We start from the raw sequence: 13,735 nt of genomic DNA, 5'->3' as shown, positions 1-13,735 counted from the left end.
CGGTACGGGCCACCCGGGCGCCGGTGCGGGCGCAACGCGCCAGGACGCCGGTCACCGGGGGACACGGCTGTCCGTCCGGCGCAGGCGGGTCACGGGGCGGGCCCCTCCAGCAGGCCCGGCCTGTTGTTGCGGACGTCGTTGACGGCCGGGGAGACGGGACGGGCGTCCAGACGGCCGCCGCCAGGAGGGCTGAGCAGCTCCCGCAGCCCGCCGGGGTCCTGATGGCCCGGCTCGAGCCAGGCGTCGTAGTGGTCCGGGGTGAGGGCGAGCGGCATGCGGGGGTGCACGCGGCCGGCCGCGTCGGTGGCCTCGGTGGTCAGGACGGTGCAGGTCGTCACCCAGGCGGCGGGGTCGTCGTCCCGCGCCACCCCGGGGTCGCGCCAGTACTCGTAGAGGCCGGCGAGCGCCATCACCCCATCGTCCTCGGGGTGGATGAAGTACGGCTGCTTGCGCGTCCTGCCGGTGTCCTCCGCCCTGACCTGCCGCCACTCGTAGAAGCCGTCGGCGGGCAGCAGGCAGCGGCGCCTGGCGAAGGCGCGCCGGAAGGCGGGCTTCTCGTGCACGGTCTCGACCCGGGCGTTGATCAGCCGGGCGCCGATCCGCAGGTCCTTCGCCCAGGACGGGACCAGCCCCCAGCGCAGCACCCGCAGCTCCCGGCGCACCGGGCCCGCCTCCGGGTCCTCCCGCGGGGTGCGCTCCAGAACGGCCCACACCGGGTCGGTGGGTGCGACGTTCCAGCTGGGCTCCAGTGTCTCCTCCGGGCGCCACTCGGTGACCCCGAAGTGCCGCACCAGGTCTTCGGGGCTGCGCGTGGAGACGTAACGACCGCACATGTCCATCCATGGCCATCGGGCATGGCCGTGTGTCGAGTTGCGGAACGGGACGGGTCGTGCCCGGGGTTGTCCGCCCTCATGGACCGGAACCGCCGGCATCGCGGCTCGCTGCCGACCGCGCCGTCGTGGAGCCTCCCCGGGGCGGAGAGACTGGGCCACACCTCACATGGTGTCACTCACCGGGGAGGTTCCAAACGTTCTCGTCACCCTCCTGGCGGACGGGACTGCGGTACAGGCCGGCACGGCCGCGATCGGGCCGTGCGACCGGGTGTCGGGCGACCTCGATCGGGCCGGGGCGACATGACGGGGCGCCAGGTCCGCGACCGGCCGGCCGCGGAGCCCGCCACGGCGGACGACGAAGCGTCAGGCCGGTGACCGCCGCCCGGAGGCCCCGCGAGGCCGGCGGCACCGGCGACGCCACCGGGAGGCATCCGCGCATGGGGACGGCGAGTGTTTCCGCTGGTCCTGCGGCGACGTCGCGCCGCCCAGCACGTGCGGCGGCGGGTGGAGGGGTCTTACGGAGTGATGACGTGACCGGCGCGTTCGTGCGGTGCGGTGCCGCCGGCGGCCTAGCGTGGGCCGTATGCGTGTACTGGTCACCGGCGGTGCCGGATTCATCGGGTCCCATGTCGTTCAGGCGCTGACGGAGCGTGGGCACGAAGCCGTGGTGTTCGACGTGAGCACGTCCGCGGGTGCGGACGTGCGGAACCCGGAGGCGGTGGGCCGCGCGCTGTCGGGCGTGGACGCCGTGTGCCACCAGGCGGCGATGGTCGGCCTCGGCGACGGCGTCCGGGACGCGGCCGAGTACGTCTCCCGCAACGACCTCGGCACCGCCGTCCTGCTCGCCGCGATGGCCGAGGCGGGCGTGGGACGTCTGGTGCTGGCCGGGTCGATGGTGGTGTACGGAGAGGGGCGGTACGAGTGCCGGGAGCACGGGGTCGTACGGCCGGGTCCGCGGTCCGTGGGCGACCTGGACGCGGGCCGGTTCGAGCCGGTGTGCCCGAGGTGCGGGCGGGAGCTGCGCCCCGGACTGGTCGGTGAGGACGCCCCGCCCGATCCGCGGAACGTCTACGCGGCGACCAAGCTGGCCCAGGAGCACCTGGCGGCCGCGTGGGCGCGGTCGACGGCGGGGTCGGCGGTCTCGCTGCGCTACCACAACGTCTACGGGCCCCGGATGCCCCGTGACACCCCGTACGCGGGCGTCGCGTCCTTCTTCCGCTCCGCGCTGGCCCGCGGCGAGGCGCCGCGCGTGTTCGAGGACGGCCGGCAGCGGCGCGACTTCGTGCACGTACGGGACGTGGCCGCGGCCAACGTCGCGGCGCTGGAGGCGGAGCCGCCGCGGGGCGCGTTGACCGTCTACAACACGGGCAGCGGCGAGCCGCACACGGTCGGCGCCATGGCGCGGGCCCTCGCGGCCGCGTACGGCGGACCCGAGCCCGTCGTCACCGGCGAGTACCGCCTGGGCGACGTACGGCACATCACCGCGGACTCCTCACGGCTGCGGGCCGAACTGGGCTGGAAGGCCGAGGTCGGCTTCGAGGAGGGGATGCGGGAGTTCGCCCGCTCGCCCCTGCGCGACGAGAAGCCGGTCGATCACCTGTCGTAGCCGAGCGGCTCCTCGTCCGCGTCGTCCGGCCGGGCTCTGCGGGTCAGCTCTCCGCCGAGTGGGCCGCCGTGGGCAGGGTCACCTCGAAGCGGCACCCACCGGGGATGTTGTGAACGGCGGTGTGGCCCTGGTGGGCCTCGACGATGCCCCGGACGATGGCGAGGCCCAGCCCCGCGCCGGCCGGGGGTGTGCGGGCGTGGGTCCCGCGCCAGCCGGTGTCGAAGACCCGGGGCAGGTCCTCCTCGGGGATGCCGCCGCAGCCGTCGGTGACGGACAGGACGACGACGCCCTCCGGCGAGCGTTCGGCGGCGACGGCGACCGTGCCGTCGGCAGGGGTGCGGCGGATGGCGTTCACCAGCAGGTTGCCGAGCACCCGGCTCATCTCCTTGCCGTCCACCTCGACCGGCACCGGCTCCACCCGGTCGCCCACGAGGCGCACCCCGTGCTCCCTCGCCAGCGGGTCCGCCCCGGCGAGCGCGTCACCGACCAGGTCGTACAGCGAGATCCGGGAGCGGGTCAGGGCGAGGCTGCCGGCGTGGATGCGGGAGAGCTCGAACAGGTCGCCCACCATGTCGTTCAGGCGCTCCACCTCGGCGCGGATCTGCTTGAAGTAGCGGTCCGGGTCGGTGGCGACACCGTCCTCCAGCGCCTCGGACATGGCACGCAGTCCGGCGAGCGGGGTGCGCAGGTCGTGCGAGATCCAGGCGACGAGTTCCCGGCGCGAGGACTCCAGGGCGCGCTCGCGCTCCCGGGACTCGGCGAGCCGCGCGCTGGTGGCGGCCAGCTCACGGCTGAGGGACTCCAGTTCGGCGGTCGCCGGGGTGTCGGGCGCGGCGAAGTCGCCGCCCTCGCCGAACGAGCGGGCGGCGAGGGCGAGCTCGCGGCTGCGGGCGACCACCCACCGGCCCAGCAGCAGCGCGGTCACCAGGGACACCACCGCGGCCATGGCCACCACGGTGGTGACGACGGACAGGTCGTGCTCGGACAGGAACATCGCTTGCGCCACCACCAGAGTGCCGGCCAGCATCGCGGCCACCGCCACGGCGGCGACCACGGTGAGCGAGGCGGTCAGGGAGCGCCGCCGGATCAGCCGCAGCACACAGGCCCCGGCCAGGCCGGTCGCCGCGGCGCCGAGGAAGGAGTACAGGGCGATCAGCAGAATGTCGCGCACGCTCAGCTCCCTTCGGCCTCGTGTGCTTCGCCCGTGCGTGCTTCGCCCAGGTGCGCGGCGGGGTCGAAGCGGTATCCGACGCCCCACACGGTCTGGATCAGGCGGGGCCGGGCCGGGTCGTCCTCCACCTTGCCGCGCAGCCGCCGCACATGGACGGTGACCGTGGACAGGTCGCCGAAGTCCCAGCCCCACACCTCGCGCATCAGGTCCTCGCGGCTGAAGGCGCGGCCGGGGTGCCTGAGGAGGAAGGCGAGCAGGTCGAACTCGCGCAGGGTGAGGGCCAGCTCGGTGCCGTGCTTGGTGGCGCGGCGGGCGGCCGGGTCGACGGCGAGGCCGGCCGCGGCCGGTGGCCGCGACACGGCGGCGGGCCGGGTGCGGCGCAGCACCGACTCCACCCGCAGGACGAGTTCGCGCGGGCTGAACGGCTTGGTGACGTAGTCGTCGGCGCCGACCTCCAGGCCGAGGATGCGGTCGTCCTCGTCGCCGCGCGCGGTGAGCATGATGACCGGCACCGGGCCGCGGCCGCGCATCCGGCGGCAGACCTCCAGGCCGTCCATGCCGGGCAGCATCAGGTCCAGCACCACCAGGTCCGGCCAGTGCGCGGCCGCGCGAGCCAGTGCGGTCGGCCCGTCCCCGGCCCGGTCCACGACGTGGCCGGCGCGGTCCAGGTAGCCGGAGACCACCTCGGCGACGGTGGGGTCGTCCTCCACGACCAGGACCCGGGCCGCGGGGGCCGGCCGGCGTCCGGCGGTTCCGGACAGGGCGGTCGCCGGTTCGGTCGTTCCCGGTCCGGCGGTTCCTGGTCCGGCATTCCGGGGTCCACCGGTTCCGGGTTCACCGGCCTTGGGTTCGCCGGTGCCGGGTTCGCCGAATCGGGGGTCGCCGATTCGTGGTTCGCCGGCGCCCGCCTGGTGACCGCCCGCTCGGGGCTCGTACGGCTGCTGCATGCGTCCAGCCTGGCACTGCGGCGGCCGTGGTGCCGCTGCCGGTGGCTCGGCGGCTTGCGACGTCCGCGTTTCGTAAGATGCCGACAGCCGTTATGTCCGTTTTGAGTCCGTAGGGTGAGAGCCGTGACGACCTCTCCCACACCACCGGACGTCGACGTGGTGCTCCCCTGCCTGAACGAGGCCGGCGCCCTGCCCTGGGTGCTCGCCCGCATCCCCGAGGGCTGGCGCGCCCTGGTCGTGGACAACGGCTCCACCGACGGCTCGGCCGAACTGGCGCGTGAGCTGGGCGCGACCGTCGTGTCCGAGCCGCGCCGCGGGTTCGGCGCCGCCTGCCACGCGGGGCTGACCGCCGCCACCGCCGACATCGTGTGCTTCTGCGACTGCGACGGCTCGCTCGACCCGACGCTGCTGGTGCCCTTCGTCCGCGAGGTGCGCACCGGCGCGGCCGACCTGGTGCTCGGCCGGCGCCGGCCGCAAGGCCCGGGAGCCTGGCCCGCGCACGCCCGGGTGGGCAATCTCGCACTGGCCCGGATGCTGCGCCGCCGCACCGGTCTGCGCCTGCACGACCTCGGCCCGCTGCGGGCGGCGCGCCGGGCGCCGCTCCTCGCGCTCGGCCTCACCGACCGCCGCAGCGGGTACCCGCTGCAGATGGTGGTGCGCGCCGCCGACGCGGGCTGGCACGTCACCGAGCACGACGTGCCGTACCTGCCGCGCACCGGCGCCTCGAAGGTGACGGGCACCTGGCGCGGGACCTGGCAGGCGGTACGGGACATGCGCCGGGTGCTGGCCGAGCCGGGCCCGCGCGGCGCCCAGGGTGTGCCCACGGTCCCGCACGCGACCCGAGGAGTGCCCCGTTGACCACGTTGCTCGTCATCGCGAAGGAACCGCTGCCGGGGAAGGTGAAGACCCGGCTGACGCCGCCGTTCACCCCGCGGGAGGCGGCCGAACTCGCCGAGGCGGCCCTCGCGGACACCCTGCTCGCCGTGGCCGCGGCCCCCGCCGACCGGCGGGTCCTCGTCCTCGACGGTGTGGCCGGCCCCTGGCTGCCGCCCGGCTTCGACGTCGTACGGCAGTGCGCGGGCGGTCTGGACGAACGGCTGGCGGCGGCCTTCGCCGGCTGTACCGGTCCGGCGCTGCTGATCGGGATGGACACCCCGCAGGTCACCCCGGACCTGCTCGGCGTCGACTTCGCCACCTGCGACGCGTGGTTCGGCCCCGCCGAGGACGGCGGTTTCTGGGCCCTGGGACTGGCGGAGCCTGACCCCTCGCTGTTGCGGGGCGTGCCCATGTCGACGTCCGTGACCGGCGCCGTGCAGCGCGACAGGCTCGTCGCGGCGGGTCTGCGGGTGCGCGACCTTCCGCTGCTGCGCGACGTGGACACCGTCGCCGACGCCCGGGCCGTGGCCGCCCGCGCCCCGCACGGCCGCTTCGCCGCACGTCTCGCCCGCTGTGCGGTGGTCACCGGCCGATGACCACCGCACACGAGATCGCATCGACGACCGGTTCGACCGACGCCGGGGCGGCGGCCACACCGGCGTCCGGTGCCGAGTGGTCCGCCGGCGGCCGGGCAGGGCGTCGCGCAGGGGCCACCGAAACGGCCGACGGGCCGGCACGGACACCGGACACAGGCGTGGGAACCGCCGAGGAGTCCGCGCGCACCGCCGCTCGACGGGCGGGCACCGCCGACGGACCCACGCGGACCGACGACAGGCCCGCGGCGGCCACGGACCGGTTCGCGCGGCCGGCGGGTCGGCCCCCCCGGACCGCCGACGCGAACGCGGGGAACGGCGGCAGGCGCGCGCCGGCCCGCGAGCCGCGGACGGGAGCCACCGACGCACCCGTGCGAACTCCCGACGGATACACCCGAGGCGCCGACGGACCCGAATGGAGCGCCGACGGGCCTTACACCGCCGCGCTGCGCGACGGTCGCGGGCCGCTGTTCCTGCGCCGGACCGACGGGTGGCTGCTGCCGCTGGAGGTGGAGCGGTGGTGTGCGGAGGCCGACGCGGTGGATCTGGAGGTGCTGGCCCGTTGCGAGGGCGCGGTGCTGGACGTCGGATGCGGACCGGGGCGGCTGGTCGCGGCCCTCGCGGCGCGCGGACTGCCGGTCCTGGGCATCGACGTGAGCGAGGCGGCCGTCGCCCGCACCGTCGGTCTCGGCGGGCCCGCGCTGCGCCGCTCGGTGTTCGAACCGCTGCCCGGTGAGGGTCGTTGGGACAGCGCGCTCCTCATGGACGGCAACGTCGGCATCGGCGGCGACCCGCGCGTCCTGCTGCACCGGATGGCCCGGCTGCTGCGGCCCGGCGGTCTGCTGATCGCCGAGGCCGCGCCCGTGGACGTCGACGAGCGCGTCGAGGTCCAGGTCGTCCACCGGGCAGACGTGGCGGGCGGTGCGGGCGACCCCTTCCCCTGGGCGCGCGTCGGCGCCCCGGCCCTGCTGCGCCACGCCGGGCGCGCGGGCTGGCGGGCCGTCGATCAGTGGACGGCGGGCGGCCGGTGCTTCGCCGCCCTGCGCAGCCGCACCACGAGGACCAGCGCCGAGCCGCCGAAGAGCACGGCGGTGATCAGCAGCCAGCGGGCGAGGTAGCCGTCCGGCGACAGTCCGGTGGTCAGCCGGTACTGCCGCGGGTCCACCTGCCCGGTGATCAGCGGGAACCACACCAGGAACAGCAGCCCTGACAGGATCGCCGGGACCCGGACGTACGCCACCCACGCGCGGCGGCCGGCCCGACCGGCCGCCCGCACGGCGGCACGGTCCGCCGCCGCGTACAGCGGCAGCAGCACCAGGTCGTGCAGCAGCGCCGCGCCCACGAACCACAGCGCCACCCCGAACCAGTCGCCCGCGAACAGCCGCACCCCCGCGTATCCGGCCAGCGCGAACGAGCAGGCGAGCAGCACCAGCTGCAACGGGCTGCCGAGCGGGAGGCGGGAAAGGCGGAGCGAGCGGAGGAAGCCGAAGGGGCGGACGGCGCGGAGGGGGCGGGGGGCGCGCGGGGTCATCACAGGTCTCCGAAGGTCAGCCCGGCCACCCACTTCGTGTTCATCACGCCGGGTGCCGCGGGCACGATGACCCGGGCCGGGTAGCCGTGGTCCAAGGTCAGGTCCTCGCCGTTGACCTGGATCGCGAGCAGGGAGAGCGGGTCGCGCACCTGGTTGGCGCGCAGGCCGACCCGCCGGAAGGCACCGTGCCGCTGGAGCGACTCCACGAGCGCGTCGGGCACGCCGGCCGGATCCTCGTACCCGACGAGCGCCGCGAGGTCGCGCAGCCGGACGCCGCGCCACCACTGGTCGGACGTGGACCAGCCCTCGACGCAGGCGATGGGCAGCGCGGAGCTGCGCAGGGGCAGGCGGAGCAGATCGGCGCGGGCGAGGCGGACGGTGCCGGTGCGTCCGGTGACGACGAGCCGCCAGGCCTCCTCGCCCGTCTCGGCCGCGTCGATCCCGGCGTAGGCGGCGGTCTTGTTGATCTGGAATCCGTTCGGTCCGGTGCCCGGCTCGGACCCGCCGTGCGGGGCCAGCAGGGCGGTGCGCCGCAGCGGTCCGTCGAAGCCGCGGCCCACCGTCGTGGCGAACAGCAGCAGCGAGCCGCCTCCGACCACCCACAGCGCGCCACGGCGCGACACACTGGGCGGATCCGGCCGCGGGGACACCAGGTCCCCGTCCTCGTGCGGCGGCACGGGTTCGCCCGCCGCTCCCCGCGCACGGCGTACATGGCGCCACGCCGTGGGCAGCTTCAGTGCCACATGGACGGCGAAGGCCGCGAAGAACACCCAGGCGCCGTAGAAGTGCAGCGGATAGAACGAGCCGGGGAAGATGTAGTCCAGCTGGACGTTGAGCACCCCGGTGATGAACTCGAACAGGACGCCCCCGACCAGCAGGAGCAGCGAGATCCGTTCCAGCGCGTGGGTGAGGGACCGGGCGGGCGGCAGCGCGAACAGCCGGGGCACCACCGACCACAGCTTGGCCAGCAGGACCGGGATCAGGGTGATCCCCAGCGTCACGTGGACGTTCTGGGTGAGCCGGTACAGCCAGGGCGGACGCGTCGGCCAGTCGAAGAGGTAGAACCCGAGGATCCCTTTCCCGGGGGTCTTGTCGTTCACCGGGGTGAGGCCCGGGTTGTAGGCGGCGTACGACACCAGGCCGGTCACGAAGAGCACGGTGATGCCCACCAGCAGGACCAGGCCCAGCACCGAGGTGAACCACGGACCGCGCAGGGGGCTGCGCCAGAAACCGGGAGAGGTGGGGAGCCGTCGACCGCTCATATTCCGACGGTAGGCCGCTACCGCCGGGACGGCACTGCACGGCCCGTGACGAAACCCTGACGTCGGCGCCGTCGGCATACGCGCACGCCGGCCGCCGCCCTGGCGTTCCGGTGGGATCACTCATCCGGTCCACAGCGCGCGGCGGCCCGCCTGAGGAGCCGGTCCCCGATCAGCGCTCGGATCCACGGTGTTCACCGGCTCTTGCGCCCGCCCCCCGCGTAGACCCAGTACTGCGACGGGTTCTCGGGGACGTCCTCCTCCCGCTCGGGGCGCCACAACGGGACGTGCACCAGGCCCGGTCGGCCAGTCCTTCGCGGGCTGCCGGGTCGCCCACGGCTACCGGCCCGCCGGGCAGGACGACGTCATCGGCGGTGACTGGTACGACGTGCTGCCCCGGGGCGGCCGCAGGCTCGGCATGGTCGTCGGCGACGCCATGGGCCACGGGCCGGAGTCCGCCGTCGCCATGATCCAGCTGCGCACCGCCGTCCGTACGCTGGCGGCATTGGACATCGGCCCGACGGAGCTGATGTGCCGACTGGACGCGATGGCCGCCGTCACACCCGGCGCCTCCTTCGCCACCTGCAGGTACGCGGAGTGGGACGCGGACCGGCACACCTGCACCTTCGTCGGGGCGGGTCACCCGCCGCCCCTGGTCCGCGGGCCCCGCGGACCGGCGGCGCGGGTCGAACTCACCACCGCGGGCCTGCCTCTCGGACTGGGCACGGACCGTTACGAGCCGACGGTGCTGCACCTGTCGGAACCGGCCCTCCTGCTGCTCTACAGCGACGGGCTGGTGGAGTCCCGCACGAGTGACATCGACGAGGGCGTCTCCCGTCTCGCCCGAACCCTCGACGCGGGGGCCGCCACCGTGCCGGACCTCGGGCACCCGGACGCCCTGCCGTCCCTGTGCGGGCGCCTGTTGACGCAGTCCGCGGCCGACGGCGGCGGCGACGACCGGACGCTGCTGCCGGCCGAGCTGACCCCCGGGTGAACGGCGCCGTCCGTCGGGCTGCTTGTCGCATCGGCGGACGCGTCCGTTCGAGCGGTCTCCTCACCTGATGCGGTGAGGGAGCGGGCCGCGGCGCGTACGGACGAGGGGTGACCGCCGTTGCTTCGGTATGGACAGCACTTCTCGGGCCGTGCCGCCCACCCTCGGCCACCCGCCGGCGGACCGGCCCTACGCGGAACTGACCGCCGGCCCCCATTCCTCCGGAGTGCGCTGGGCCTCGTTCGCGGAGGCCGGTGCGCCCTCGCCCCATGCTCCGGCGGTCCGCGCGCCCGGCAAGCCGCTGCTGCGGCCCTGGGGCACCGGAGCGGGCGGGCTCCTGCCGGACGGGGGCGGGCGAGCGGGCGCGGGCGCCGATGCCGGGCCGGGAGCGCGAGTGGCGGCGGAGGCGGCGACCGGGGCGGTGCCCGCAGTGCCGGTACCGCGTGGGATCCCCGTCCTGTGAGGCCGGCCGATGTGACGGCGGCGGCACGGTGGCGACCGCGGACGTCCTCGTGGCCGCGTCCGCTCGCCGAGCACGGCAAGGAGGCGTGGGAGGACGGAGACTGCCCCTGGTGCCGCGCGCTGCTCGGCCCGGGGCGGACCCTCGCCCAACCGGACGTCGGGTGCGGGCCGGGCGGTTCCCGGTCGCGGCGGACCGGCCTGCCGTCCTGGGCCCACCGCGCCCGCGTCGTCATGGTGCCGATGGCGGCGCTCACGGTGGTGGCCGCGGTGCTGTTGGCGCTGGCCTGACCCGTCCCACCCGGTCGGCCGGGCCCCGTCGCCGGGCGCCCCGATTCCGCCGCGCGGCACCCGGCGGCCGGCAGGGGCATTTCAGTGGCCGGTTCCGGTGGTTCGAGGTGGGCACGGGGTTGTTATGACGACCGTCATGACGCATGCTGCTCCGAAGCCGACGAACGGAGTTGATCCGGCATGACCGACCTCCTGGCACGGGCGCTGTGGGAGCGCTACGAACCGGTCCACGGCCTCGTATACTTCGCGCCCGAGGCCCGCCGGGCGGCGGACGCGCTGGGGCTGCGCGGCTTCTGGATGGGGTACTTCGCGCTGCGCGCCGCCCCGCTCGGCGCCGTACCCGCTCCCGTCGTCACGAGTTCCTTCTACGTCTTCCACCCCGACCGAGTGGCCCGGGCCCTGCCGGACGCCTGGCGGTACACGGACCCGGCCGACGCCCTCGCGGCCCGGCAGGAGGCGATGGACGCCGCCCTGACGCGCCTGCTCGGCCGAGACGCCGCCACCGGTCCGCAGCTGGCCGAGGCGGCGGACCTGGCGTGGCGGGCGGCCGCGGCGGCCGACACCGCTGGACGGGTGCTCGGCGCCGCCAACCAGGCACTCGATCGGCCCGCGCCACCGCACGTGCGGCTCTGGCAGGCCCTGACGACCCTGCGCGAACACCGCGGCGACGGGCATGTGGCCGTACTGGTCGCGCATGGGCTCGGCCCCGTCGCCGCTATGGTGCTGAAGTCGGCCGCCGGCGAGTCCGACGCGACGCTGCTGCGGGAGACCCGCAAGTGGGACGTGGCGGCCTGGCAGGCGGCCGAGGAGGATCTGCGCGAGCGCGGCTGGCTCACCGAGGACGGCACGCTGACCGCGGCCGGAGCCGCCGTCCGCACCGAGGTGGAGGCGCGGACGGACGCGGCGGCCCGGCAGCCGTGGGCCGCCCTCGGCACCGACGCCGGCGCGCGCCTGGCCGATCTCCTCGAACCGCTGGCCAAGACGGTGCTGCACACCGGACTGATCCCGGCCGGCAACCCGGTGGGCCTCACCGGCGCTCTGTGGAACACCTCACCCGCCACCGGCGCCGGCGGCGGGTGAACGGGACCCCGGCGAACGGCTGCCGGCGCCGGCCGGCCCCGATCGGCGTCAGTCCGTCTTCCCGCGGCCGGACAGTGCGTCCCTGATCCGGTCGACCATGCCGGCGCCGGGAGCCAGGAGCTTGTTCGCGGGCGGCGTGTCCGGCGCCGTGGGGTGCGGCCTCGTCGGGGCCGTCTTCTTGGCGGTGCGCACCTTCTCGCCGAGCTGCTCCAGATCCTCCGGGGTCGCGGCCTGGCGCAGCTGGGGGAAGAGGTTCTGCTCCTCGTCCGTCACATGCTCCCGGATCTCCCGCATCAGACGGCCCATGAACTCGTCGAACCGCGCGTCCTCGGGCCCGCAGCCCTCCAGCTCCTTCATCGTGCGCTCGGCCTCCGCGTGGTCCTGGATCTCCCGGTCCGCGATCGCGTCGCCGTCCGGCACCCACCGGCGGACCGCCGGGTACAGGTACATCTCCTCGGCGACGGAGTGCCGGACCAGTTCGATCGTCGCCTGATCCGCCAGGTTCTTGCGCCGTTTGTCGCCGGCTGGGAGGGCCTCGATCTGGGCAAAGATCTCCTCGACCTCGCGGTGGTCGGTGGTCAGTTCGTTGATGACGTCTCCGCCGTGTCCCATGGCAGGGCTCCTTGGTGTTCGAGGGTGGCGTGTCGGACGGTGTGTCCCCCGGTGGGCCGGCGGACGGGTTCCCCCGGCGGCCCCGGCCACACCACCGCCCGCCGTCACACCACCGCCGGCCGCCGCGGCCGCCGTCGTACGGCGGCCGGTTGCGCGTACGCCGCCGATGACGAAGCCGCTGCGCGGGCGCGCCGGAACACGGCGCAGCGAGATGCGCAGGTCCTGGTCGGGGACGTTGTACTCCAGGCGGGCCAGACGCACCGCGAGGGACTCCAGCAGGCCGAGGACGACGCCCTCGCCGGGACACCGGTGGCCGGTCCACGGATCGCCCCCGCCCTGGGGGATCAATTCGTCGCGTTGGGCCGGGTGTTCGAAGAAGCGCTGCGGCCGGAAGGCGTAGGGGTCGCCCCAGAGGTCGGCGTCGTGGTTCTGCCCGTAGACGTCGAGGAGCACCATGCCGCCCTCGGGAACCGGCTGCCCCTGCCAGGACAGGTCCCTGGCGGCCCGGCCCGCGACAAAGGGGGCGAACGGATAGAAGCGGCGCACCTCGTGGGCGAACACGACGGCGTAGGCGGTGTCGCCCTCCCGCAGCCGTGCGCGCGTCTCGGGACGCCGGTGCAGGGCGTGCGCGGCGAACGCGACGAACCAGCTGACGGCGGCCGTGGGGCGCAGCACGTTCAGCAGCTCGGCCGCGGCCGTCCGCGCTGTCAGCGACTCCCCGTCGGCGCCGCGGTGCCGGACGACCCGCTCCAGCATGGAACCGGCCGGGGCCGCGGCACGGCCGGCACGCACGTCCCGGACCAGGCGGGCCAGCCGCTCCTCCTGCCGGGCGCGGGCGCGGCGGGCCCGCCAGTGACGTGGTCCGAGGGTGGCGAAGCCGTCGACCATCGCGATCAGGTCGCGGGCCGTCGCCGCGTCCCCCGCGTCCGCGTGTGTCTCCGCGTTCGCCTGCGCGAGAGGGACACCCGCCCAGCGGCACATCCCGCGCGTGAGCACCTCGGCCGCCTCGTCGAAGAGCACGACGCGGTCGCGCCCGGCCCAGCCGGCCACGGCCTCGTCCCAGGCCGCCGCGGTCTCCTCGACGACGGCGGCGACCCGGTCGGCGTGCAGCAGCGGAACGAACAGCCGCTTGCGCTCCCGGCGTTCCCGGCCGTCGAGCGTGTGTACGACGCCTCGGCCGAAGAGCGTGTCCAGGACGGGTTCCGGGATCGCGTCGTGGCGGCGGACGTTGCGCTCGTCGTAGAAGAACCGCACGGCGTCCGGACCGCGCACGGCGAGGGCGGGGCGGCCCATGAGCCGGGTCCGGACCGCCAGCCCGGTGACCACCCGGGGCCCGCTCTCCCGCATGCGCCCCGGCAGCCAGGCATATCCCCCGGCGAACAGGGCGAGTGTCTGGTCGGCCAGGGGCCGTGCGGGGCGTCGGGCGGCGTTCACGCCGGCCGAGTGCCCGAGGGGGTGTGCCGGAACCGCGTGCGGGATCCGGGCC

The 13,735-nt window shown here is 75.4% G+C and carries 13 protein-coding genes and 2 pseudogenes; 8 read left to right on the top strand and 7 right to left on the bottom strand.

All coding sequences use genetic code 11. The annotated features are described in order from the left end of the window. Window positions 1–89: 89 nt before the first annotated feature. Window positions 90–833, bottom strand: coding sequence for an SOS response-associated peptidase (locus tag ACWDUZ_RS23860; protein ID WP_451633818.1), 744 nt, complete (start codon window positions 831–833; stop codon window positions 90–92). A gap of 583 nt (window positions 834–1,416) precedes the next feature. Between ACWDUZ_RS23860 and ACWDUZ_RS23855 the strand changes: the two genes are divergently transcribed. After that, window positions 1,417–2,439, top strand: a complete 1,023-nt coding sequence (locus ACWDUZ_RS23855) for an NAD-dependent epimerase/dehydratase family protein (protein WP_451633817.1) — start codon at window positions 1,417–1,419, stop codon at window positions 2,437–2,439. Between the two features lie 43 nt (window positions 2,440–2,482). Here the strand turns inward: ACWDUZ_RS23855 and ACWDUZ_RS23850 are convergent, their stop codons facing one another. After that, the gene (locus ACWDUZ_RS23850) at window positions 2,483–3,610 is read right to left on the bottom strand and encodes a sensor histidine kinase (protein WP_451633816.1); all 1,128 of its coding nucleotides are present in this window, start codon (window positions 3,608–3,610) and stop codon (window positions 2,483–2,485) included. 2 nt (window positions 3,611–3,612) lie between these two features. Beyond that, window positions 3,613–4,557, bottom strand: coding sequence for a response regulator transcription factor (locus tag ACWDUZ_RS23845; protein WP_451633815.1), 945 nt, complete (start codon window positions 4,555–4,557; stop codon window positions 3,613–3,615). 114 nt (window positions 4,558–4,671) lie between these two features. On the opposite strand from ACWDUZ_RS23845, the gene ACWDUZ_RS23840 reads away from it, so the two are divergent. From ACWDUZ_RS23840 to ACWDUZ_RS23830, 3 genes are all read left to right on the top strand, one after another. Continuing rightward, entirely contained in the window at window positions 4,672–5,415 is a 744-nt protein-coding gene (locus tag ACWDUZ_RS23840) for a glycosyltransferase family 2 protein (protein WP_451633814.1), read from the top strand. Then, window positions 5,412–6,029, top strand: a complete 618-nt coding sequence (locus ACWDUZ_RS23835) for a TIGR04282 family arsenosugar biosynthesis glycosyltransferase (RefSeq protein WP_451633813.1) — start codon at window positions 5,412–5,414, stop codon at window positions 6,027–6,029. The genes ACWDUZ_RS23840 and ACWDUZ_RS23835 overlap by 4 nt, the downstream gene beginning before the upstream one ends. 368 nt (window positions 6,030–6,397) lie before the next feature. Next, the gene (locus ACWDUZ_RS23830) at window positions 6,398–7,144 is read left to right on the top strand and encodes a class I SAM-dependent methyltransferase (RefSeq protein WP_451633812.1); all 747 of its coding nucleotides are present in this window, start codon (window positions 6,398–6,400) and stop codon (window positions 7,142–7,144) included. Here the strand turns inward: ACWDUZ_RS23830 and ACWDUZ_RS23825 are convergent. Together ACWDUZ_RS23825 and ACWDUZ_RS23820 are read right to left on the bottom strand one after the other, a co-directional pair. Further along, the gene (locus ACWDUZ_RS23825; protein WP_451633811.1) at window positions 7,033–7,557 is read right to left on the bottom strand and encodes a hypothetical protein; all 525 of its coding nucleotides are present in this window, start codon (window positions 7,555–7,557) and stop codon (window positions 7,033–7,035) included. The two genes, ACWDUZ_RS23830 and ACWDUZ_RS23825, sit on opposite strands and share 112 nt — an antisense overlap. Further along, the gene (locus ACWDUZ_RS23820) at window positions 7,557–8,819 is read right to left on the bottom strand and encodes a molybdopterin-dependent oxidoreductase (protein ID WP_451633810.1); all 1,263 of its coding nucleotides are present in this window, start codon (window positions 8,817–8,819) and stop codon (window positions 7,557–7,559) included. Before ACWDUZ_RS23820 ends, ACWDUZ_RS23825 begins: the two co-directional genes overlap by 1 nt. A gap of 301 nt (window positions 8,820–9,120) precedes the next feature. Between ACWDUZ_RS23820 and ACWDUZ_RS23815 the strand changes: the two are divergent. The 4 genes and pseudogenes from ACWDUZ_RS23815 to ACWDUZ_RS23800 form a co-directional block, all read left to right on the top strand. Beyond that, a pseudogene (locus ACWDUZ_RS23815) lies at window positions 9,121–9,810 on the top strand (PP2C family protein-serine/threonine phosphatase); the annotation flags it as partial. 127 nt (window positions 9,811–9,937) lie between these two features. Further along, window positions 9,938–10,270: a hypothetical protein gene (locus ACWDUZ_RS23810; protein WP_451633809.1), complete on the top strand. Its 333-nt coding sequence runs from the start codon at window positions 9,938–9,940 to the stop codon at window positions 10,268–10,270. Then, the gene (locus ACWDUZ_RS23805; RefSeq protein ID WP_451633808.1) at window positions 10,267–10,557 is read left to right on the top strand and encodes a hypothetical protein; all 291 of its coding nucleotides are present in this window, start codon (window positions 10,267–10,269) and stop codon (window positions 10,555–10,557) included. Before ACWDUZ_RS23810 ends, ACWDUZ_RS23805 begins: the two co-directional genes overlap by 4 nt. 180 nt (window positions 10,558–10,737) lie before the next feature. Continuing rightward, a complete protein-coding gene (locus ACWDUZ_RS23800; RefSeq protein ID WP_451633807.1) occupies window positions 10,738–11,637 on the top strand; it encodes an SCO6745 family protein in 900 nt (299 codons plus the stop codon). A gap of 48 nt (window positions 11,638–11,685) precedes the next feature. Here ACWDUZ_RS23800 and ACWDUZ_RS23795 read toward each other — a convergent pair whose 3' ends face one another. Continuing rightward, a complete protein-coding gene (locus tag ACWDUZ_RS23795) occupies window positions 11,686–12,249 on the bottom strand; it encodes a hemerythrin domain-containing protein (RefSeq protein ID WP_451633861.1) in 564 nt (187 codons plus the stop codon). 114 nt (window positions 12,250–12,363) lie between these two features. Beyond that, a pseudogene (locus tag ACWDUZ_RS23790) lies at window positions 12,364–13,683 on the bottom strand (cytochrome P450); the annotation flags it as partial. Between the last annotated feature and the right edge of the window lie 52 nt (window positions 13,684–13,735).

The sequence above is a fragment of the Streptomyces sp. NPDC003393 genome (assembly GCF_053589015.1).
The sequence above is the reverse complement of the archived record's forward strand: the minus strand, read 5'-3'. Positions and strand labels throughout refer to the sequence as shown.